Origin of the sequence: Mesorhizobium sp. C264A, assembly GCF_040324515.1 — a bacterium.
Lineage (GTDB): Bacteria > Pseudomonadota > Alphaproteobacteria > Rhizobiales > Rhizobiaceae > Mesorhizobium.
Genome location: NZ_JAMYVY010000001.1, coordinates 3,406,356 through 3,428,717 on the forward strand (window position 1 = coordinate 3,406,356; position 22,362 = coordinate 3,428,717).

Annotated in this window: 18 protein-coding genes; 15 read left to right on the top strand and 3 right to left on the bottom strand. The window is 64.0% G+C overall.

All coding sequences use genetic code 11. The annotated features are described in order from the left end of the window. Nucleotides 1-62: 62 nt before the first annotated feature. Nucleotides 63-1,340, bottom strand: coding sequence for an NAD(P)/FAD-dependent oxidoreductase (locus NKL04_RS16860; protein WP_352723874.1), 1,278 nt, complete (start codon nt 1,338-1,340; stop codon nt 63-65). Nucleotides 1,341-1,516: 176 nt separating this feature from the next. Here NKL04_RS16860 and NKL04_RS16865 point away from each other — a divergent pair, with 176 nt between their 5' ends. The 7 genes from NKL04_RS16865 (at nt 1,517) to NKL04_RS16895 (ending at nt 9,629) form a co-directional block, all read left to right on the top strand. Next, a complete protein-coding gene (locus NKL04_RS16865) occupies nt 1,517-2,674 on the top strand; it encodes a fumarylacetoacetate hydrolase family protein (protein ID WP_023701488.1) in 1,158 nt (385 codons plus the stop codon). 137 nt (nt 2,675-2,811) lie between these two features. Beyond that, nucleotides 2,812-4,356, top strand: a complete 1,545-nt coding sequence (locus NKL04_RS16870) for a sugar ABC transporter ATP-binding protein (RefSeq protein ID WP_023701489.1) — start codon at nt 2,812-2,814, stop codon at nt 4,354-4,356. Further along, nucleotides 4,353-5,381: an ABC transporter permease gene (locus NKL04_RS16875; protein WP_198029313.1), complete on the top strand. Its 1,029-nt coding sequence runs from the start codon at nt 4,353-4,355 to the stop codon at nt 5,379-5,381. Before NKL04_RS16870 ends, NKL04_RS16875 begins: the two co-directional genes overlap by 4 nt. 297 nt (nt 5,382-5,678) lie before the next feature. Next, nucleotides 5,679-6,611, top strand: coding sequence for a substrate-binding domain-containing protein (locus tag NKL04_RS16880; RefSeq protein WP_023692133.1), 933 nt, complete (start codon nt 5,679-5,681; stop codon nt 6,609-6,611). A 109-nt stretch (nt 6,612-6,720) separates the two neighbouring features. Further along, the gene (locus tag NKL04_RS16885; RefSeq protein WP_023668514.1) at nt 6,721-7,707 is read left to right on the top strand and encodes an ABC transporter permease; all 987 of its coding nucleotides are present in this window, start codon (nt 6,721-6,723) and stop codon (nt 7,705-7,707) included. A gap of 4 nt (nt 7,708-7,711) precedes the next feature. Beyond that, nucleotides 7,712-8,506 carry an ATP-binding cassette domain-containing protein gene (locus tag NKL04_RS16890; RefSeq protein ID WP_023668515.1) on the top strand — a complete coding sequence of 265 codons (795 nt, stop codon included), beginning with the start codon at nt 7,712-7,714 and terminating at the stop codon, nt 8,504-8,506. A 100-nt stretch (nt 8,507-8,606) separates the two neighbouring features. After that, nucleotides 8,607-9,629: a LacI family DNA-binding transcriptional regulator gene (locus NKL04_RS16895; RefSeq protein WP_023701492.1), complete on the top strand. Its 1,023-nt coding sequence runs from the start codon at nt 8,607-8,609 to the stop codon at nt 9,627-9,629. Nucleotides 9,630-10,068: 439 nt separating this feature from the next. On the opposite strand, the gene NKL04_RS16900 is transcribed toward NKL04_RS16895, so the two are convergent. After that, nucleotides 10,069-10,650, bottom strand: coding sequence for a TetR/AcrR family transcriptional regulator (locus NKL04_RS16900; protein ID WP_023668517.1), 582 nt, complete (start codon nt 10,648-10,650; stop codon nt 10,069-10,071). A 241-nt stretch (nt 10,651-10,891) separates the two neighbouring features. On the opposite strand from NKL04_RS16900, the gene NKL04_RS16905 reads away from it, so the two are divergent. From NKL04_RS16905 to NKL04_RS16940, 8 genes are all read left to right on the top strand, one after another. Further along, nucleotides 10,892-11,152 carry a hypothetical protein gene (locus NKL04_RS16905; RefSeq protein WP_023692134.1) on the top strand — a complete coding sequence of 87 codons (261 nt, stop codon included), beginning with the start codon at nt 10,892-10,894 and terminating at the stop codon, nt 11,150-11,152. After that, nucleotides 11,146-14,334 (top strand): efflux RND transporter permease subunit, encoded by a 3,189-nt coding sequence (locus NKL04_RS16910; RefSeq protein ID WP_031209457.1) that lies wholly within the window; start codon nt 11,146-11,148, stop codon nt 14,332-14,334. Before NKL04_RS16905 ends, NKL04_RS16910 begins: the two co-directional genes overlap by 7 nt. 14 nt (nt 14,335-14,348) lie before the next feature. Further along, nucleotides 14,349-15,503, top strand: coding sequence for an efflux RND transporter periplasmic adaptor subunit (locus tag NKL04_RS16915; protein ID WP_023804343.1), 1,155 nt, complete (start codon nt 14,349-14,351; stop codon nt 15,501-15,503). Between the two features lie 180 nt (nt 15,504-15,683). Next, the gene (locus NKL04_RS16920) at nt 15,684-16,391 is read left to right on the top strand and encodes a GntR family transcriptional regulator (protein WP_023687078.1); all 708 of its coding nucleotides are present in this window, start codon (nt 15,684-15,686) and stop codon (nt 16,389-16,391) included. A 17-nt stretch (nt 16,392-16,408) separates the two neighbouring features. Then, the gene (locus NKL04_RS16925; protein WP_023687077.1) at nt 16,409-17,512 is read left to right on the top strand and encodes a mandelate racemase/muconate lactonizing enzyme family protein; all 1,104 of its coding nucleotides are present in this window, start codon (nt 16,409-16,411) and stop codon (nt 17,510-17,512) included. 161 nt (nt 17,513-17,673) lie between these two features. After that, nucleotides 17,674-18,996 carry an NAD(P)H-dependent oxidoreductase gene (locus NKL04_RS16930; RefSeq protein ID WP_023668524.1) on the top strand — a complete coding sequence of 441 codons (1,323 nt, stop codon included), beginning with the start codon at nt 17,674-17,676 and terminating at the stop codon, nt 18,994-18,996. Nucleotides 18,997-19,016: 20 nt separating this feature from the next. Then, the gene (locus NKL04_RS16935; RefSeq protein WP_023701498.1) at nt 19,017-20,504 is read left to right on the top strand and encodes a xylulokinase; all 1,488 of its coding nucleotides are present in this window, start codon (nt 19,017-19,019) and stop codon (nt 20,502-20,504) included. Nucleotides 20,505-20,661: 157 nt separating this feature from the next. Then, a complete protein-coding gene (locus NKL04_RS16940) occupies nt 20,662-21,195 on the top strand; it encodes a hypothetical protein (RefSeq protein WP_023701499.1) in 534 nt (177 codons plus the stop codon). A 16-nt stretch (nt 21,196-21,211) separates the two neighbouring features. On the opposite strand, the gene NKL04_RS16945 is transcribed toward NKL04_RS16940, so the two are convergent. Continuing rightward, nucleotides 21,212-22,174 (bottom strand): sugar-binding transcriptional regulator, encoded by a 963-nt coding sequence (locus NKL04_RS16945; protein WP_023684411.1) that lies wholly within the window; start codon nt 22,172-22,174, stop codon nt 21,212-21,214. Between the last annotated feature and the right edge of the window lie 188 nt (nt 22,175-22,362).

The following is a 22,362-nucleotide window of genomic DNA, read 5'->3' on the forward strand; positions in this document are numbered from 1 at the left end:
CTTTTTTCATATTTGTGAAACTGTCAAGCTGAATCCACGAGGCCTAGGCGACCGGCGCCCAATCAGCGCTCGAAGGCGTCGAGCATCCGGTACCAGGCGATGGTCGCGGCGACGCCGACCTGGCGGAAGGCGTGGAACGGGATCGGCCGGACCGGCGACAGCGGGAACGGCAATTGATTGACATCGCCGCCCGCGAGGTAGCCCGCCATGCGTTTTCCCAGCGCGGTCATCAGGCCGACGCCCCTGCCCTGGCAACCAACTACGGCGAGCAGGCCCTTTTCCGGCTCATGGATGTGCGGCAGGTGATCCGGCGTCATCGCCACACGACCGAACCAGCGTTTCTCGATCGAGATATGGGCCAAGGCCGGATAGAGCCGCACCAGCGCGTGCTGCAGATGCGCCCAGTCGGCCTCGCTCCTCGGCCGCGCCATGCGGCCGCGGCCGCCAAGCACCAGATGGCCGTCGGCTGTTTTGCGGTAGTAGACGAGAATGCGCCTGGAGTCGGACACCGCCTGCCCTTCCGGCAGGATCGTCGCCGCAAGGTTGGATGACAGCGGCGCGGTCGCGACCTGGAAGGAATGCAGCGGCACGATCGTTTCCGCGAGGCCCGGAAGCAGTCCATCGGTATAGGCGTTCGTCGCCAGGACAACCGCTTTCGCCCGCACCTCGGCGCCGCTTTCGGTTGAGACACGCCAAAGGCCGGCCTCCTTGCGGAGTTTCACCACCTTCTGCCGCTCGGCAATGCTGGCGCCGGCGGCGGCGGCGATGCGCGCCAGTTCCACTGTATAGGCGAGCGGATCGATGATGCCGGCGCGGCGGTCGAGCCAGCCGCCGAGATAGCCTTGCGCGCCGGTCATATCGGCGATCTCGCTTTCATTCAGAAGCCGGACATCGGCGCCACGCGCCCGCCATTGACGATCCCTGTTCGCCGCCGCTTTCAATGCGGTTTCGGTATGCGCGGCCTGGATCCAGCCCTTGCGGGTGAGCGGCACCGCCAGTTTTTCACCGCGAATCAGGTCGAACACCGCGTCCGCCGTGGAGGCGGCGAAATCGACCAGCGCCTGGCCACGCTCGGGGCCGAAATGCTCGAGCAGCCATTCGGGATCATATTTCAGGCCGGGAATGACCTGGCCGCCATTGAGGCCCGAGGCACCCTGGCCGATCTCGCCGGCCTCCAGCACCTGTACACCGAGACCGAGCCGGGCTGCGTGCAAGGCGGTCGACAGGCCCATGAAGCCGCCGCCGACGATGGCAACGTCGACCGGCGCAGTGACGAGCGACTGGAAGGCGGATGCGGTCTGCGGCTTCTGCCAGATCGGAACGGAAAACGGTGCGGGCAAGGCTTCACCTGGAGTATGCGGAAAATGAAAATTCTAGTGCCAGTTTCATTTTTTTGAAAGAGCGGGCCTCATGTCAGAACCGACAATTGCCTGCGCCACGGGATAGACCTTTGGCGTGAATCCGGTGAAAGTGCAGCGGCCCAGCTGCCATCTCGATCATCAAAGGACCGTAAGCCATGACGAACCCAACGCAGCTTCCCGCCGACGGGCTCTTCATCGGCCGAGCGAGGGCAAGCGATGCCTCGCATCCGCTGGTGGTCACCGTGCGCGACGGCATCGTTTTCGACGTCACCTCGACCACCGCACCCACAGTGCGCGACATCTGCGAGATGGCCGATCCGGCCGGACACGTGCGCTCTGCCAAGGGCGAACCGATCGGCTCGCTCGACGCGATCGCCGCCAACAGTTTTCAGGCCACCCGCGACCCGGCAAAACCCTATCTGGTCTCGCCTGTCGACCTGCAGGCGGTGAAGGCGTCGGGCGTGACCTTCGTGGTCAGCCTGCTCGAACGCGTCATCGAGGAGCAGGCGCGCGGTTCGGCGGAAAAGGCCGACGCCATCCGCGCCGACATTGCCGGGCTGATCGGCCACGATCTGTCGAAGCTGAAGCCCGGCTCGCCTGAGGCGATGGAGATCAAGGCCAAGCTCATCCAGCGCGGCGCCTGGTCGCAATATCTGGAAGTCGGCATCGGCCCCGACGCCGAGATCTTTACCAAATGCCAGCCGATGGCGTCCGTCGGCTTCGGCGCCGATGTCGGGCTGCATCCGGTGTCGACCTGGAACAACCCCGAGCCGGAGATCGCCATGATCGCCACCAGCACCGGCAGGATCGTCGGCGCCACCATCGGCAACGACGTCAATCTGCGCGACGTCGAGGGACGCTCGGCGCTGCTGCTCGGCAAGGCCAAGGACAACAATGCCTCGGCCTCGCTTGGGCCCTTCATCCGGTTGTTCGACGCAACATTTTCGATCGACGACGTGAAGCGCGCCACGGTGCGGCTGCAGGTCGAGGGCGAGGACGGGTTTTCGCTGGAGGGCGCGAGCTCGATGGCCGAGATCAGCCGTTCGCCCGAAGAGCTGGTCGCGGCCGCCATGGGGCCGCACCACCAGTATCCCGACGGCTTGGCGCTTTATCTCGGCACCATGTTCGTGCCGTCGAAGGATCGCGGCGAGAAGGGCAAGGGATTCACCCACAAGATCGGCGACATCGTCACCATCTCGTCGGAGAAATTCGGCGCGCTGGTGAACCGCGTGCTTCTGTCGCCCGATTGCCCGCACTGGACCTACGGCGCCAGCCATCTCATGCGGGACCTCGCCAAGGCCGACCTGATCTGATTTCGGAGCAGCGGGACGAACGGATAGCCGATAAACGTTCGTATCCGGTCCCTGTAAGCCGTTTGTTAGCGGAATCCGGGTGACTGTATCGGAAATTCGCTCCAGGATCGGGGCGCGGTCTGTGGGGGCCGAATCGCATGCTCGGTTTGCCGATGATATCGGTGCGCAATCTCGCCATGCGTTATGGCGGCGTTGTCGCGCTCAGGGATATGAACCTGTCTGTCGGACAGGGGACCATCCATGCTGTCGTCGGTGAAAGCGGCGCCGGAAAGTCGACGCTGGTGAAGGTGCTTGCCGGCGTGCTCCGGCCCAACAGCGGCACCATCCGCGTCGGCGACCAGATCGTCACCGTCGACAGCCCGATCGCTGCACGCAAGCACAGCTTCGGAGTCGTCCACCAGGGGCTCGGCCTGTTTGCCGACCGCTCGGTGCTGGCCAATCTGTTCGTCAATCGCGAGCCGTTGCGCAATGGCTTCGTCTCCAGGCGCGAGATGGAGGCACGCAGCCGCACCTTGCTTCGGCAACTCAAGCTCGACGTCGATGTCCACGCTCCTGTGGGACAACTCGGCATGGGCGAACGGCAATATGTCGAACTCGGCCGCGCAATTCTGGAAGGCCCGAGGCTGCTGATCCTCGATGAACCGAATTCTGCGCTCGACCGGCGCCAGACCGAGCACCTGTTCACCGTACTAAGAGACCTCAAGGCCAAGGGCACGAGCGTGCTCTATGTCTCGCACCGGCTGGAGGACGTGTTTGCGATCGCAGACCAGGTCACCGTGATGCGCAACGGCCGTGACGTGCTGACAAGTGAGCGCTCGGCGTTGAGCGAAGCCGATGTGATCGACGCCATGATCGGCCAGCAGCGCGACAGCCTGTTCCCGCCTGCACTGCCGGCCAATGCCAGCACGATAAGGCCGCGGATTACGGTGGAGGGTCTGAGCGGCGGCCGGATTTCCGGCGTCAGCTTCACCGCCCGCTCCGGCGAGATCCTCGGCTTGGCCGGGCTTGAGGGGTCAGGCGTTGAAGACGTGTTCGAGATGCTGTTTGGCCTGCGCAAGGCGCAAAGCGGCAGGGTGCGGCTCCCCGACGGCTACGGCTTGCCTGGAAATCCGACCGAAGCGGCGCGGCGCGGCATCGGCCTGGTGCCGGCCAACCGCCTGTGCAACGGCCTGATGCCCGACCGGTCGCTGGCCTTCAACATAGGCAACATCGCTACCGGCGCCCGCAACTGGGGGTCGCGCCGCTACTCGCCCAAGGCCGCGATCGCCGCCGCCGCAAGGCAGATCGATGCGCTGCGCATCAAGGGCCTGCCGGACGCGCCGGTGAATTCGCTGCTGGCCGGCGATCAGCAGAAGATCGTAGTCGCCAAATGGCTGGAGACGGCGCCGCAAGTGCTGCTCCTAGACAATCCGGCTGGCGGTATCGAGGCGGCTGCCAAGCGCAAGATCTATGCGCTGATCCGGCAGATGGCAGCCAATGGCTGTATCGTTTTGCTGCGTTCGGTCGAGCCGTCCGACCTGACCAACCTCAGCAACCGCGTCCTTGTCTTCCACCGCGGCCGGGTCGCCGGCGAGTTGTCCGGCGCCGAGATGAAGCGAAGGACAGTGCTGCAACTGACCACCACCGGCGAGATGCCGGAGGCGGAGCGGCCGAAAAAGAAACTCGTGGGAGCCATGGCATGACACGATTGGATCCCATGCTACAGCTTGCCGGTTCGGCTGCCCACCCGAAGCGCAGCCTTCACCTGCCCGTCGAACTCAGGCCGCTCATCGGGCTCGTTGTCCTGGTGGCGATTACAGGCTTTGCCCGGCCGGATTTCCTCGATGAGGCCAATGTGCTGTCGTTGCTGGAAACCGCTGCGTATCCCGGCATGCTGGCGATCGGCATGGTGTTCGTGCTCGCACTCCGCGAGATCGACCTTTCCGTCGGCTGGATATTCCATCTCGCGGCCCTTCTCACCGCATTCCTTCTGGCCGCCGGCATCGACCCGTGGCTTGCCGCCCTTGCCGGCGTGCTGCTCGGCGCCGGGCTCGGCCTCGTCAACGGCCTGCTGGTGGTGGCGCTGCGACTGCCAGCCATCGTCGTTACGCTGGGCACCTTTGCAATGTTCCGGGGCGTGGCGGCGGTGGCCGTCAAGATGCAAGCGACAGCTCCGGCCAGCCCAGGCGGCGACTTCTTTGAGATCGTTCACGGCAAGCTGTTCGGCCTTGTGCCGACGGCTGTCTTTGTCTTCGTTGCAATGGCGGTGGTGATGCACCTCGTGCTTCACCGCAGCCGCTTCGGCTACCGGATCCAGGCCGTCGGCAGCAATCCGCAGGCGGCGCTCTATGCCGGCATCCCGACAGGTGCTGTGCGGCTGCAGACGCTGGTGCTGATGGGCATCGTCTCGGGACTGGCGGGCGCGCTGTGGCTTGGCTCTCCCGTTACCGACGTCGACCAAGGCGGCGGTTTCGTGCTGATGGCGATTGCCGCGGCGATCATCGGCGGCACCTCGCTTTCCGGCGGGCGCGGCACCGTCTTCGGTGCGGTGATCGGCATGCTGATCGTCCAGGTCATCTTGAGCGGCGTGACCCTGTTCGGCATCGACGCCGCATGGAGCCCCTTCGTGATCGGCGCGGTGATGGTGCTGGCGCTCGCGCTCGACCGGCTGGCCAAGGTGCTGCGCAACCGCCAGGCCGAGCGCTTTCAGGAAAATCCGCGCGCCTGAGTTTAAGCCCCGCCTGCTTGCCGGGGAATATCTCTATCTCTTGGTTTGACGCAATTCCGGGCGGAAAACCGTTTCACACTTTTCCTGGAATTGCTCTCTAACTGATGCGATCTGATGGGATCGCTGATGGCGCGTTGCATCGCGCCACCATCCATTGGGCGGATGGAGGCTTGCCATCGGCCGCAAAAGAAGATGCTCTGCGCATCCGGGTCGGCGCTGGCAGGAGGAGAGGATCAAGGGCATCGCCCGGGTCATCGCCGGACGTGGAGGTCGTTTTTCAACATGGGAGGAAAGCAAATGCTGACGAGGCTACGATTACTCGTGCTTGGCTTGATTGTGGCGCTGGCCATTCCGGCGGCGGCACAGGCCAAGACGTTCTACTGGATTTCGCATGGCGGCCCGGCCGACCCGGTCTGGACCTACTTCCTGGCCGGTGCCAAGCAATGGGCGAAGGACACCGGCAACACCGTCAACACCTCGTTCCACAATGGCGACGTTGCCTCGCAGCAGGAGGCCGTGCGCGCCGCGATCTCGGCAAAGGCCGACGGCATCGTCACCACCAGCCCCGATCCGGGCAGCCTGATCGAAATCGCCAAGGAAGCCAACACGGCCAAGATCCCGATCATCAACTTCAACACGCCCGATCCCAAGGCAAGCTTCGACGCCTATGTCGGCGGCGACAACGTCACCTTCGGCAAGCACTGGGCGCAATATCTGGTCGACAAGGGCCTGGTGAAGAAGGGCGACTTCGTCTGGATGCCGGTCGAAATCCCCGGCGCCACCTACGGCGTCCAGGAAGAGGAAGGCATCAAGAGCGTCTTCGAACCGCTGGGGATCACCTATGAGATCACCGAAGCGACCCTCGACCAGGCCGAAGCCATCAACCGCATGGTCGACTATCTCACCGCCAACAAGGCCAAGGTCAAGGCAATCATCGGCCTCGGCGATCTGGTCACCGGCTCGATCAAGCGGGTGTTCGACCAGGCCGGCATCAAGCCGGGCGAAATCCCGGTCGTCGGCTGGGGCAACTCGCTCGACACCACCCAGGAAGTGCTGACCGGCTACGTCAATGCCGGCCAGTGGCAGGACCCGCAGGCGACCAGCTACGTCGCGCTGTCGCTGGCCAACATGGCGGCGTCAGGCATTCCTCCGGGCTTCAACGTCATCACCGGCGCGCTCTATGAAAAGGACACCGCGCAGGTCTACGACGACATCCTGTCGGGCAAATAACCCAGACCTTCAACAGTCGCGGCCGCAGCCGCGGTCGCGACTGTCTTTTCGCCGAGCCCTTCGCGTTGCGCGCTGGGCTCAGCCTTCCCCTTCCTGTCGCAGGTTATCAGTGGAAAACCGTTCGCTCATCCAACGCCTGATCGCGAGGCCGGAATTCGGGCCCTTCGTTCTGCTCATCGTCGAAATCGCGGTGTTCTGGAGCATCAACCACGATTTCCTGTCGCCGCAGAACATCTCCAACACGCTGGCCTTCACCGTCGAGCTCGGGCTGATCGCGCTGGCGATGACGCTGTTGATGACGTCGGGTGAATTCGATCTGTCGGTCGGCTCGCTGTTCGGCTTTTCGCCGGTGCTGATGTGGACGCTGTTCAACAGCGGCCTGACCTCGCTGGAGGTCGGCTTCCTCGCCGCGCTGCTGATCGCGGCCTTCATCGGCCTGGTCAATGGCTGGTTCGTCACGCAGCTGAAAATCCCATCCTTCCTGGTGACGCTCGGCATGCTGCTGGTGGTGCGCGGCACCGCGCTGTTCGTCACCGACGGCTTTCCGCAGCGGACGTGGAGCGCCGAGGGCAGCTGGCTGGCCGAAGCGCTGGTCGGTGATTTCTTCATCGGCCCGTTCCGCATCTACATGTCGCTCTTCTGGTTCATCGCGGCGGCCATCGCACTGGGCTACGTGCTGACGCAAAGCCGGACCGGCAACTGGATCCAGGCAGCCGGCGGCAATCCAGGCGCCGCAAGGGCGCGCGGCGTCAACGTCAGCGGCGTCAAGATCGGCCTGTTCGTGCTGTCGTCGGTGATGGCTTCGCTTGCCGGCGTCATCTCGTCGCTGCGCACGTCGGCCGCCAACCCCAACAGCGGCACCGGCTACGAGCTCGAAGTCATCGCCATGGTGGTGATCGGCGGCACGGCGCTGACCGGTGGGCGCGGCACCATCATCGGCACGGTGCTCGGCATCCTCATCCTGCGCGTCATGCGCAACGGCATCGTGCTGATCGGCGTGCCCGGGCTGGCCTACAACATCTTCATCGGCGCCATCATCCTCGGCATGATGGCGCTGCACTCATGGCTGGAACGCCGGCATCAGGCAGGGACCTAGAACCATGGCTGAACCGCTCATCCGCATGTCCAACATCAAAAAGTCCTACGGGCGCGTGCAGGCGCTCGAAGACGCCAATTTTCATGTCAACGAAAGGGAGATCGTCGGCCTGCTCGGCGACAATGGCGCCGGCAAATCGACGCTGATCAAGGTGTTGTCGGGGGCGGTGCCGCTGACCAGCGGCGACATTTTCATCCGCGGCAAGAAGGTCAATCTGCGCAGCACCAGCGACGCCATCGCGCACGGCATCGAGACGATCTACCAGGATTCGGCACTGGTGACGCAGCTGTCGATCGCACGCAACCTGTTCCTCGGCCGCGAGCCGATCAAACCGCCGCGCTTTTTGAACCGCATGGACCAGGAGGCGATGAACAATGTCGCGCGCGACCTGCTGAAACAGGTCGGCATCTCTAAGAACATCCCGCCGACGACGCCGATCGGCTCCCTGTCCGGCGGCGAGCGGCAGGCCGTCGCCATCGCGCGCGCCATGCACTTCGACAGCGACCTGATCATCCTCGACGAGCCGACCAACAATCTCGGCGTCGCCGAGACGCAAGGCGTGCTGAGCTTCGTGCGCAACGCGCGCGATTCCGGGCATTCCTGCATCTTCATCGCCCACAACATCCACCATGTCTTCCAGGTGGTTGACCGCATCGTCGTCATGCGCCGGGGCAAGGTGGTGGCCGACGACATCGACCCGAAGAAGACCAGCGTGGCCGAGGTCGAACGCATCATCACCGGGATGTCGGACAAGGAGATCCGCGACGCCATCATCGAAGGCGGGCCATCGCACGGCTGAACCGTCTTCGCGCCGTCTGGCACGGAAACGCATCCGCTCCTGGATCAGGATGACGTTACCCGGTTCCCACTTTTCGGGATCATGCTCTATGACTACAGCCATGAAAGCCACCGTTGCCGACATAGCCAGGAGCTGCGGCCTGTCGACCGCGACCGTCGACCGGGTGCTGAACAACCGGGCCGGCGCGAGTGCCGCCAACCGCCAGCGGGTGATGGAAGCGGCCAAGCAGCTCGGCTATTTGCCCGTGGTCGACCAGGTGACACTGCCGTCGCGGCCGGCGCATCTTGAATTCTTCCTGCCGATCGGCGCCAACGGCTTCATGATCGACCTCGCCGGGCACATCGAGGACTATGCGGCGCGCCTGCCGCTGGTCGCCTCGTGCCGGATCCACAATCTTGGCGGCATCTCGCCGGCGGCACTGCAGGCGGCGGTCGAAAATCTGTCACTGAAGGCCAATGGCGTCGGCGTCATTGCCGTCGATCATCCGCGAACGCGCAACATATTGCGCGATGTGGTCGAGGCCGGCATCCGCCTCGTCACGCTGGTCTCGGATGTTCCGGCCGCCCCGCGCTCGGCCTATGTCGGCATCGACAACCGGGTTGCCGGGCGCACGGCGGCGCTGTTGATGGGGCGCTTCCTCAACGGCCGCCAGGGTCATCTGGCGATGGTCGTCGGCTCGCGTTCCTATCGCGGGCACGAGGAGCGCGAAATGGGTTTTCGGTCGGTACTGACAGAGGAGTTCCCCAATCTCACCGTCTCGAGTGCGGTCGAGATCAATGACGAACCCGAGGGCAGCTACACCGCGACGATGCAGGCGCTGCACAACGAGCCGGAACTGCTCGGCATCTACTGCGTCGGCGCCGGGCGCTCAGGTGTAGCGAGAGCGCTGCTCGAGGCCAAGCCGAAGAAGAAGCCGGTCTTCATCTGCCACGACCTGACCAAGGAAACGCGCGGCTATCTCGTCGACGACCTCGCCGATGTCGTCATCGACCAGAATGCGCGGCTGATCGCGGAGCAATCTGTGATCCGCCTGCTTGGCTCGATCGCATCCGCCGCGCCATACCTGACGAAGAAGTTCATCGAGCCACGGCTGATCTTCAAGGAAAACGTGCCGGTGCAGTGAAGTCGCGCCGTGGCGGTTTCTCCGATTTGTACGACAAGTCGGGGTAGATGCCGCAAATCTGCACAGCAGCCATGCAACTTTCATTGTTGCCGAATCATTGGGCAACCCGTACTCATCTGGGTGTCGGCCATCTACTCCTCCCAGATGCGATGCCGACGCTGAGCGCGGTGCACCTCCTCCCGCATCTCGTTCGAAATCGAGCCCGCTGCCACCTCCTCCCGGCAGCGGGCTTTTTTCATTCCCAAATGAAACTTGGCATATCCAAAGCCCTCACCCGGATTGCCGAGACCGAGTTGCAAAGAGCAATTCGCTGCAATCCGACCTCTCGCCAAAGCGAAAGGAGATCATCAGCGCCGGCGCCAGCCTCTTCTCCCCTCGGGGAGGAGCTAGCCGCGAAGCGGCCGGATGAGGGGGCCTTGCAAACTCGGTGAGCTGGAATTCAGCGCGCCCTGAAAGAGCTGATCAGGCCTTCAGCCATGCGCACGAACTGCGTGCTGGGGCCCTGGCAGCCCATGGTCTGCACGCTGACGCGCGCCCCTTCGAACAGCAGCGACAGCGTATCGGCCAGAAGCTCGGCCTGACCGATGCCCGCATCCCGGCACAGCGCAACGAGGCGATCGCGCTGAGCGCTCTTGAGCTCCTTGATCACGCTCCTGGCGGGATGGTCCGGCTCGGTCAATTCGGCGGCGGCATTGGCCATGTCGCAGCCGCGACCGTCAGCCGCCAGGCAAGCAGCGGCCATGCGAATCCAGGCATGCAACTGGGCGAGCTTGTCGCCGGGATGCTCAGCCTCGAATTGGTCCCACATCGCGGCGCCTTTAGCCGCCGACGCGCGCAGGCATTGGACGATCAGTTCGTCCTTCGACTCAAAATGACGGTAGAGCGTCATCTTGTTGGTGCCGGCGGCTTCCGTGATGGCGTCGACACCGACGCCCTTGATGCCATGCTTGTGAAACATGTCCTGCGCCGTCTCCAGGATTCGATCCCGGGGGCGCACGCGATCGGTAATGCCGTCTGCCATCGCAGTCTCCTTGTCTCCCTAAAAATTCGGTTCACCTCTTGACTAGGGTGTTACCGGTCTGTAACTATCCGAATGTTACTTACTGGTAACACCTATGTGGCCTTCCGTCAATAACAAGGCCGTGAACTGGTCCTGCCAGATCACAAAGGGTGAAAATTGCAGGTCATGCGGCTCCGCCGGTGAAGAGATGAAAACCGGTTCGCGATCGTCCGATGCGGGCCGCTGGAATGGAGACGCTCCAATGTCGCAGCGCAAGGATTTGACCATCGATGAAGCCATCCGGGATCCGATGATCCGGCTGGTGATGAAAGCGGACCGCGTCAATCCGCGCGCCTTCGAAGCGATGCTGAGGACCGTTGCCGATGAGCAGGGCCTCAGCGGTGCGGCGCCGTCTTCGTATTTTTTGCAGGACCCGGGTTCGGTGCGCGGCCGGCGGCTGTCCCGGTCTGCCAATTCTTTTAAAGAGGCCGGTTCTTCTAAAGAGGTTTGCGTGTCGTGGTAAACTTTTTCATCCATCGTCCGATCTTCGCCTCGGCCATCGCCATCATCATGGTGCTCGCCGGGACGATTTGTTATTTCCTTTTGCCGGTTTCGCAGTTTCCCGACATCACGCCGCCGCAGGTCGTGGTCAGCGCGCATTATCCGGGCGCCAGTGCGCAAGTGGTCGCCGATACGGTGACGACGCCGCTGGAGCAGCAGATCAACGGCGTCGAAGGTATGACCTACATGTCGTCGTCGAGCTCCAATGACGGCTCCTCGACCATCACCATCACCTTCGATGTCGGCTATTCCTTGAGCACCGCGGCCGTCGACGTCCAGAACCGCGTCTCGCAAGCGGCCTCGTCGCTGCCGGCGATCGTCAACCAGGGCGGCGTGACGATCAAGAAGCAGAACCCGAATTTCGTCCTCATCGTCAACCTGACCTCGCCCGACAGTTCGGTCGATCCGGTGGCGCTGAGCAACCTCGCATATCTGCAGGTCGTCGATCCGCTGAAGCGGCTGCCTGGCGTCGGCGACGTCCAGATATTCGGCGAGCGCCGCTACTCGATGCGCGTCTGGCTCGATCCGGACAAGCTGGCCAATCTCGGCATCACCGCTGTCGACGTCCAGAACGCCATCTCGGAGCAGAACGTCCAGGTGGCGGCCGGCAAGATCGGCCAGTCACCGGCGCCCGCCGGCACCGCCTTCGAGATGCAGGTCAACGCCGTCGGCCGCCTGAGCGACCCCAAGGAGTTCGGCGACATCGTCGTGCGCGCCAACACCGGCACCGGCTCGCTGGTGCGACTGCGCGACGTCGCCCGCATCGAGCTCGGCGCACTGCAATATTCGTCGTCGGCCTTCTTCGGCAAGGACCCGACGGTGGTGCTGGCCGTCTATCAGATGCCGGGTTCCAACGCGCTCGATCTGCAGCAGCACGTCAAGGACAAGATGCAGGAACTGTCGGCCCGTTTCCCCAAGGGCGTCAGCTACGCCATGCACTACGACACCACGCGCTTCGTGTCGGCATCGATGCATGACGTGCTGATCACGCTTGGCGAAGCGCTGGTGCTGGTCGTGGCCGTGGTGTTCATCTTCCTGCAGAGCTGGCGCACGACGATCATCCCGACCATCGCCATTCCGGTGTCGCTGGTGGCGACGATGGTCGTCATGGAAATGATGGGCTTCTCACTCAACATGCTCTCCCTGCTCGGCATGGTGCTGGCCATCGGCCTCGTCGTCGACGACGCCATCGTGGTGGTCGAAAATGTCGAGCGACAATTGGAGGCGGGCCTCAAACCGCTGGCGGCGACCAAGGCCGCGATGGCCGAGGTCACCGGACCGATCATCGCCACCACCGCAGTGCTGATGGCCGTCTTCGTGCCCGTTGCCTTCATTCCCGGCGTCTCCGGCAAGCTCTACAATCAGTTCGCGCTGACGGTGGCGATTTCGGTCGGCATATCCGCCTTCAACTCGCTGACGCTCAGCCCGGCGCTGAGCGCCGCCTTCCTGCGCCATCGCGGCGAGACGCAGTTCGCCCCGTTCCGCTGGTTCAACACGGGCTTCGACAGACTGTCGCATGCCTATGCGCACGGCGTGCGTATCCTCATCCGGCTGCGCTGGATCATGCTCGGCTTGTTCGCGGCAGGCCTGGTGGCCACCTACTTCGTCTGGCAGAAGTTGCCCTCGACCTTCCTTCCGGTCGAGGACCAGGGCTATTTCTTCGTTGTTATCCAGCTGCCTGACGGCGCCTCGCTGGAGCGCACCGACGCGGTAGCCCAGAAGGCGCGCGACATCCTCCAAGCTACGCCCGGCGTCGAGATTGTCGGCTCGATCAGCGGCCTGAACTTCCTGACCAGTGCCGCGCAGTCGAACTCGGCTGTCGAGTTCGCCATCCTGAAGCCGTGGGAAGAGCGCGGCCCCGACCAGAGCGCGTCGAAGCTCGTCGCCGACGTGCGCGGCAAGCTGATGCAGATTCCGGAAGCCTTCGCGCTGTCCTTCGATCCGCCTTCGATCCCGGGTATCGGCACCACGGGCGGCTTCGAATTCGTCGTCGAGGATCTCACCGGGCGCGGCAGTTCAGCTCTCAACGACGCGACGCAAGCCGTGATCGCCGAGGCGCGCAAGCAGCCGGAAATCAATCCGCAGCAGCTGTTCTCGCCGTTCTCGACCTCGACGCCGCAGTTCAACTACGACCTCGACCGCAGCAAGGCCAAACTGCTCGGCCTCAACCTGCCCGACGTCTTCAACACGCTGCAGATCTATCTCGGCTCGCTCTACGTCAACGACTTCAATCTGTTCGGCCGCACCTTCCGGGTGACCATCCAGGCCGACAAGGATGCACGTGCCGACGCAGGCGACCTTTCGCGACTCTATGTGCGCAACGCCTCCGGCGGCATGGTGCCGCTGAGCACACTGGGCAAACTGGTGCCGTTCGTCGGCCCGGAAACCGTGCCGCACTACAACAACAACGCCTCGGCCACGATCAATGGCGGCGCAGCCCCCGGCTTCTCGTCGGGCCAGGCGGTTGCCGCGATGGAACGGGCCGCCGCCACCGCTTTGCCCAGGGATTTCGGTTTCGAATGGACCGGCATCACCTTCCAGGAGCTCAAGGCAGGATCGATCGCGTCGGTCGTCTTCGGCCTCGCCATCGTCTTCGTCTTCCTGATCCTGGCGATGCAGTATGAGAGCTGGGCGATGCCGTTCATCGTGCTGCTGGCGGTGCCACTGGCCCTGTTCGGCGCCTTCGCAGCCCTGTTCCTGCGCGGCATGCAGATCGACGTCTACTCGCAGATCGGCTTCGTCATGCTGATCGGCCTCGCCGCCAAGAACGCGATCCTGATCGTCGAGTTTGCAAGGCGGCGGCGCGAGGAAGGCTTGAGCATTGTCGACGCGGCGATGGAAGCCGCGCGGCTGAGGCTGCGGCCGATCCTGATGACGGCCTTCGCCTTCATCCTCGGCGTGCTGCCGCTGATGTTTGCGACGGGTGCGGGTGCGGCAAGCCGGCAGTCGATCGGCACCACCGTGTTTGGCGGCATGGTCGCGGCGACCATCCTGTCGCTGGTGTTCGTGCCGGTCTTCTACGCGGTCATCGAGCAGCTGCGCGAAGGCCGCGTGCGCAGCGAACTGAACGCCGCTCATGACCAGGACAATAATGAACCGACTGCCGAACCAGCGCCGATGCGCCTGGCCGAAGCAGCCGAATAGAATTGGAGACCAAAATGCGTAAATGGAAAATAGCTTTGGGAACGGCCGTCGCCCTGGGAGCGATCTCGGTGGCAAGCGTCCACTTCCTCGACATGGGCAATCTCAGCCTCAATGCCGGCACGGCGGCAGCGACGGCAGCACCTGCGGCATTCGTCATGCCGGTGCCGGTGACGAGCGTGGTCAAGAAGACGATCCCGATCTACCTCGACTACGCCGCCCGCATCGAGGCGATCCGCAGCGTCACCTTGCAGGCCCGCGTGCCCGGCTATCTGCAGGAGCAGACGGCTGAGGACGGCGCGGATGTGCGCCAGGGTGATCTGCTCTACAAGATCTCGCCCGACGACTTCAAGGCGGCTCTCGACCAGGCCAAGGCCGAAGTGCAGCGCGACCAGGCGAGCCTCGACTATGCGCGCTCCAATCTCGGCCGCGGCTCCGAACTCGCCAAGAGCGGCTATCTGGCCAAGGATGGGTTCGACCAGCGTACGAGCACCTTGCGCCAGGCCGAAGCGTCGCTTGCCGTCAACCAGGCGGCGGTGCGCACGGCCGAGCTCAATTTGAGCTACGCCGAAATCCACGCTCCGTTTGCCGGCCGCGTCGGCCGCAACCAGGCTTCGGTCGGCACGCTGGTCAGCGTCGCCGGTACGGTGCTGAACACGCTGGTGCAGCTCGACCCGATCTACGTCACCTTCAATCCGAGCGAGACGGACCTGGCCGAAATCGAACGGGCCCGGGCCGCCGGCCCGATCGAGGTGGAGGTGCTGCTGCCCGGCGAGACCGAAGCCAGCCAGAAGGGCGAACTCACCTTCATCGACAACACGGTCGACCACTCGACCGGCACGATTACGGCGCGCGCCACCATCGGCAATGCGAAGTTCTCGCTGCTGCCGGGCCAGTATGTCCGCGTGCGGCTGCACATCAAGCAGCTGCCCGACGCGCTGATGGTGCCGCAGGTGGCGCTGGGTTCGAGCCAGCTCGGCAAATATGTCTATGTCGTCGGCAAGGGCAACACGGTCGACCAGCGCATCGTCTCGCTTGGCGCGACCAGCGGCGACCTTGTGGCGGTCCTCAGCGGCGTTGCCGAAGGCGACCAGGTGATAACGGGCAATCTGCAGAAAATCGGACCAGGAATGCCGATCTCGCCGTTGCCCCAGGAGAAACCGGCCAGCTGATAACCCCCATCAGCCCCGGTCCTGCGGCGCCTTCGGCTTCCACGCCGAGGGCGCCGTTTTTTTATGGAGCGCCGCACGCCGTTTTTGGGGTAACCGCAAGGCACAAGAATCCGGAACAGACATATTGTAGGATTGTCGACAATCTGCTTGTCTGTTTCCGGCTCTCGCTGGAGTGACGGAATGGCCAAGCTGGACTTCAATCCGATCGCGGATACGACACGCCGGGCCGAGATCGTTGCGCTGTTGCGGCGGGCGATCCTGACCGGCCAGCTGGAACCCGGCCAAAAGCTGAGCGAGCTGAGGATCGCCGAGCAGATGCGGGTCAGCCGCGCGCCTTTGCGCGAAGCTATGCGCGAGCTGGTGCAGGAAGGCATCCTGACCAGCATTCCCTATGCCGGCACCTTCGTCATCGATGTCACCGCCAAGGACATTGACGACGCCTACTCGCTGAACAAGGTGCTCGATGAATTCGCCATCGAGCGGACATGGAAGCTGCGCGACCAGCGCTTCTTCGATGAACTCGACCGCCGCCACGAAGCGGTGAAGCAGGCAACGCGCGCGCGCGACACCACCCGCCAGATCGAGACCGCACTGCAATTGCACGGGCTGATCTATGAATGGGCCGACAATTCGGTGCTGCTGGAAACCTGGCAGCGGCTGACCAGCCGGCTGCAGATGTACTTTGCCCTGCACCAGCGGGCCCGCAACGAGCCGGTGCCGGCCGAAGATCTCCACGAAACCTATGTGCGGCTCTTGAAGGGCGCCGACATGCGCGCTGCCCAGCGCCATGCGCGCGAGCATATCGACCTCGATTTCGAAGAGCTGCTTGCCTATGCGCGTGGCCTCGATCAGCGGAACATCGAAGGGCTGACCCTCCTCAACGCCTAGAGACAACGGACAGACAAGTGCAGATCAAAACCATCAAGGCCTATCGCGTCGTGCAGCCCTTCGTGGACGGGCCCTACCGCATGTCAAAGGGGCGGGTTGCAGACTGCTTCGACGCGGTGATCGTCGCCATCACCTCCGACAGCGGCGTGACCGGCTGGGGCGAGATGGCGCCGCTCGGCAATTTCTATTCGGCCGCGTTTCCGGCGGGAACGCGCGCGGGCGTGGTCGAGATCGCGCCGCACCTGATCGGCCAGGACCCGCGTGGCCTCGCCGGCATCGGCCGATTGATGGATACGGTGTTCAAGGGCCATCCCTACATCAAGTCGGCGCTCGACATGGCCTGCTGGGATCTGGCGGCCCGGGCCGCCGACGTGCCGCTGGTGACCATGCTTGGCGGCCGCGAGAGCGACATGGCGGAGACCTACCGCGTCGTCACCCACGGCACGCTCGACCAGATGGCGGCACTGGCCAAAAGGATCATCGCGGAAGGCTGCCGGCGGCTGCAGGTCAAGGTCGGCGGCAATGTGCATGACGACATCGAGCGGGTGAGCGCAGTCGCTTCGGCCGTGCCGAAAGGCACGGTGATTTTCTGCGACGCCAATGCCGGCTGGACGCCCTATCAGGCACGGCAGTTCGCCGACGCAACGCGCGGCATCGACTACACGTTCGAGCAGCCCTGCACGACGATCGAGGAGAACATGTCGGTGCGCCGCATGCTCGACAAGCCGATGGTGCTGGACGAGAGCGTCATCTCGCTCGAGGCGATGGTGGAAATCTATCGCCTGGGCGCCGCCGATGGGCTGACGCTGAAGATTTCGCGGCTGGGCGGCGTAACCAGGACAAGGCAAATCCGCGACGTCGCCGTCGATCTCGGTTTCATGATCACCGTCGAGGATACGGGCGGCGCCGAGATCGACACGGCGGCGATGGCGCATCTGTCGCTGTCGACGCCGGAAGAACGCCGGCTGCATGCCATCGCCTTCCATGAGTGGGTGACGGTGCGCACGGCCTCCAACGCCCCACCGGTCACCGGCAGCCACATGGGCATTCCCGACGGGCCCGGCCTCGGCATCGATGTCGTGCCCGACCTGCTCGGCAAGCCTTTCCTAGAGATCGGCTGAGATCAAGCGCAGCATGAAGCTGTCACCCCACGAATCCTCCGTGGGAGATTTGGTCCTGCAGCCATTCTCCGATTTGCGGGTTGAAATATTTTTCAAATGGAAATAGGAATGTTCAAAATGATGATTTGACGCTGCGGCGCGTCGTGACTGGAGGAAGCGATATGGCCCATCCGCAATTTGCAGCGGAACTTCTGCAGCGCGCTGAAGCCCAAGGGCCCATCACCATCGGTCTCGCCGGCGCCGGGCAGATGGGCACCGACATCGTCGTCCAGGTGGCGCTGATGCCGGGCATGCGGATCGGTGCCATTTCCGAGGTGCGCCCGCAAGCGGCGATCGATGCCGCACTGCTCGCCGGCCATGACCGCTCCGACATCGTCCAGGCTGCGAACGCCTCTGCCATCGACCGCGCCATCGAGGCCGGCAAGATCGCTGTCACCGAAGATCTGCATGCGCTGGCCGCGGCCGGCCGCATTGATGTCATCATCGACGCGACAGGCAATCCCAACATCGGCACGCTGTTTGCGCTCGAAGTGATGAAGAACGGCAAGCACATCGTCATGCTCAATGTCGAGGCGGACATTACGATCGGCCGCTTCCTCAAGGAGGAAGCGCGCAAGGCCGGCGTGGTCTACACCGGTGCGGCCGGCGACGAACCCGCCTGCACGCTGGAGATCATCGGCTTCGCCAAGAGCCTCGGCTTCAACATCATCGCCGCCGGCAAGGGCAAAAACAACCCGCTCAAGATCGACGCCATGCCCGCCGACTACGAGAAGGAAGCGGCCGAGCGCAACATGAATGCGCGCATGCTGGTCGAGTTCGTCGACGGTTCCAAGACGGCGATCGAGATGGTGGCTATCGCCAACGCCACCGGGCTGGTGCCCGACGTGCCGGGCATGCACGGCCCGACGGCGACGCTGGAGGAACTGGCCAGCGTGCTTTGCCCGCGCGAGGATGGCGGCGTGCTGCACCGCAAGGGCGTGGTCGACTATTCCATCGGCAAGGGCGTGGCGCCCGGCGTGTTCTGCATCATCGAAACGAGGCATCCGCGCGTGCTGGAGCGCATGGTCGACCTCAAGGTCGGCAAGGGCCCCTATTTCACGATCTACCGTCCCTATCACCTGACAAGCCTTGAAGTGCCACTGTCGGCGGCGCGCGCCGTTGTCTACAAACGCGCCGACATGGAGCCCCTCGACCATCCGGTCGCCGAAGCGGTGGCGGTGGCCAAGAGCGATCTCGGCGCGGGCCAATCGCTCGGCATGATCGGCGAGAACGACTATCGCGGCTTCGCCATGACCTGGGAGGACGCCCGCGCCAAGGGCGCGCTGCCGCTCGGGATTGCCGAACGCGCCAAGGTGGTCAAGCCGGTCAAGACCGGCGACTTCCTTACCTATGAAAATTGTGTACCCGACGATTCGATGGTGATAACGCAGATCCGCCGCCGTCTAGACCAGTCGGATGGACAGTTTGTGACCAACGCCGCCTGAACCTTCGGGATCTCCCTGTGATGGACGATGTCGTTATCGGGATCGATGCCTCGACGACGGCGGTGAAGGCGATCGCCTTCACCGGCGACGGCGCGGAGCTGTTCCAGGCGCGCGAGGCCTATCCGCTGGCCAATCCTAAGCCCGGCCATTTCGAGCAGGATGCCGAACATTGGTGGGCAGCCCTTATCAGTGCGCTGAAGCAGGTTGCCGACAAGGTCGGCGCCGCGCGCGTGGCGGCAATTGCCATGGCCCATCAGCGCGAGACCTTCACCCTGATCGATCAGGCCGGCACGCCGCTCATCCCGGCGATCCTGTGGCTTGACGAGCGCGCCCGGCCTCAAGTCGCCAGGCTGTCGGCCGAGCTTGGCCGCGAGACGATCCGCGACTGGAGCGGCAAGCCGCCGGATCCGACGCCGGCGCTCTATGCCATCGCCTGGCTGGCCGAACACCAGCCGCAGGTGCTGGCCAACGCCGCCGCCCTGGTCGATGTTCATGGCTTCTTCGTTCACCGGCTGACCGCACGGCTGGTTACCAGCACGGCAAGTGCCGACCCGCTCGGCTTGCTCGATGTCGCGACAGGCGAATGGCACCCTGAGCTTGTCGCGGCTGCAGGGCTGCAGCCACGGCAGTTGCCGGCGCTGATCGGCCCAGGCGAAATCTGCGGCGGCCTTGCCGAAAGCATTGCCCAGCTGACTGGCCTCAAAGCGGGCACGCCAATTGTCGCCGGCGCCGGCGATGGCCAGGCCATGGGTCTCGGCATGGGCGTCTATGGTGCCGGCAGGAGCTATCTCTCGCTCGGCTCCGGCGTCGTCAGCGGCTGCTATTCCGGCACGGTCACCACATCGGACGCGTTTCGCACGCTGGTCTCGCCGACCGGCTCCGGCTTCATGCTGGAAACCGTGCTGCGCTCGGGCATGCAACTGGTCGACTGGATCGTGCGCACCACCGGCGCGTCTTCCGCGGCAGAACTGGAGAAGGGTGCGGTCGATGTTGCGGCCGGCGGCGACGGTCTTTTGGTCATGCCCTATTGGGCCGGCGTCATGAGCCCCTATTGGGATGGCGCGGCGCGCGGCGCCGTTGTTGGCCTGTCGCTCGACCATGAGCCCAGGCATCTCTTCCGCGCCACGCTGGAAGGCATCGCTTTGGAGCAGGCCATCGCCAGCGAGGCGATGGAGGCCGAAAGCGGCGGCAAGCCGGGAGAGATGATTGCCGCCGGCGGCGGCACCAATTCGGCGCTGCTGATGAAGATCATGGCCAGCGTGCTGGAGCGGCCGCTGTTCGTGTCGCCGGTCAACGAGGCGGCGGCCCTTGGCGCGGCCATGCTGGCGGCTTCGGCGATCGGCTGGTTCGCCTCGGCGGAAGACGCCGCCAAGGCAATGGCGGCGGCGCCGGCCAGGCGTGTCGATCCGGATATGACGCTGGTGCCGGCTTACCGGGCGCGCAAGTCGATCTACCGCGACCTCTATCACGCGACACGCGACATCCACGCGCGGCTCGGTGCGATCTGAGTTCAAGCGCAGTTTGCTTGCGTGAGGCTCCCATGCCCAACCTGCCCAGCTTGCCGATTTTGCGTCCTGCCCGGCCAATGCTAGACTCATCGGGCTCATGAAAGCAGTATTTCACCTTGCCGCCCTGCCTTGGATTGTCGCGCTTGCGGCAGCTCCAATGACGGCGCGTGCGCAGGACGAGCCGCCCTTCGAGGTCACGCTCGACATGGACAATGACGGCAGGATGGATCGGGCCGCGATCGCGGCGGATTCCGACAGCGGGCTGGCGGATCTCTCGATCTATCTGGCTGCCGGCGAAGGAAAGCTCGATCCTTCGCGCAAGCCTGACTTCGTCAAGAAGGCGCTGACGCAGGACCGTATTCTCGGGCTCGAAAGCAAGGGCAAGGGATCGCTTGTCGTCACCTCGTGCTTCGGCTGCGGCGCCAACAAATCATGGGATGCGACGCTGACCATCGTCTGGCGCGGCGGTAAATTCCTTGTCGCCGGCTACAGTCGCGACTGGGACTGGAATGTGCAGAAAGCCGACGGCTCGGTCGAGACGACGCTGGGCGGCTGCGACATCAATTTTCTCACCGGCAAAGGCACCGCTTCAAAGGACCTGGACGACGGCAAACCGGTCGCGGGAAAATTCGTGCCGATCGCACTGGCCGACTGGTCGGACGAAAGTCGTCCGGAGCCCTGCGAATTCTGACCGACGCCGACAGCGCTCAACGGTTGAGCAGGCCTTTGGCCGCATCCTCATCGGTAATGAGCACCGAAATCCTGGTGTTGGCGAGCGCGGCGCGCATGACGGCGACCTTCTCCTGACCGCCTGACACCAGGATGATGCTCGGAATATCGGACAGATCCTGCAGCGGATAGGCGCAGACGCGGCGGTTGACCTCATGGTCGACAGAGTGGCCCTCGGCGTCGATGAAATGGCACAAGAGGTCGCCGACCGCGCCGGCCGCCTGCAATTCCTCGAGTTCGCTCGGTTTGATGAAGCCGTAATTGGCGATCGGGCTGTCCTTGGAAAACGAGCCGACGCTGAGCACGGCGATGTTGGCGCGGCGCGCGCGGAAGACCACATCCTGAACGCTGCGCTGGCTCATGAAGGCATCGCGCTGTTCCGGCTTGTCGGCATAGACCGGCACCGGCAGCAGGAAACATTCAGCGCCGATCTTTTCGGCGAACTCCCAGGCGCTTTCGGTCGGGTTGAGCGGCTGCGCGTGGGTGAGGCCGCCGAGCATCGAGACGACCGTCGTCCTGGCAATCGGCCGCCTCGGCAATTCGTTGATGGCGAATTTCAGGGTGCGACCCCAGCCCAGCGCAATGACGTCGCCGGCATTGACGTTGTCGGCGAGATAGGCGGCAGCCGCGTGGCCGATCATCAGCGGCGCATTGCTGCGGTCGGCGGCCGACGGCACCACGACCGCCTGGCTCAGCCCGAAGCGCTGCTTCAGGCTCTCCTCGAGCTGCACACATTCGACGACACTGTCGCGAATGCGGAACTGCACGATGCCTTCCTCGCGGGCAGCCGACAGGATCCGGTGCACCTTGATGCGGCCGACGCCAAGAATCTCGGAAATGCGCTCCTGCGTTAGGCCCTCGACATAGTAATGCCAGGCAGCGCGGGCCTTCAGCTCGGCATCGGGGAAGCGCGAGGCCTTCTCATTTTCGACGGTCGCCATGCTCGTGCTCTCCCGCGGCAGATTTCGGAAATCTTTTCCGCAAAGCGCCGCCCCCTGGCCTTCCCTAGGACAAACCGCCCGGTGGCGCAAACCTTCGCCGAATGGCGCAACGGCTCTTGACAATTTTCTAATGAACAGTTTAGCTGAACAAAATTGCATATCAAAGATAAATTGTTCACAGGGAGGTG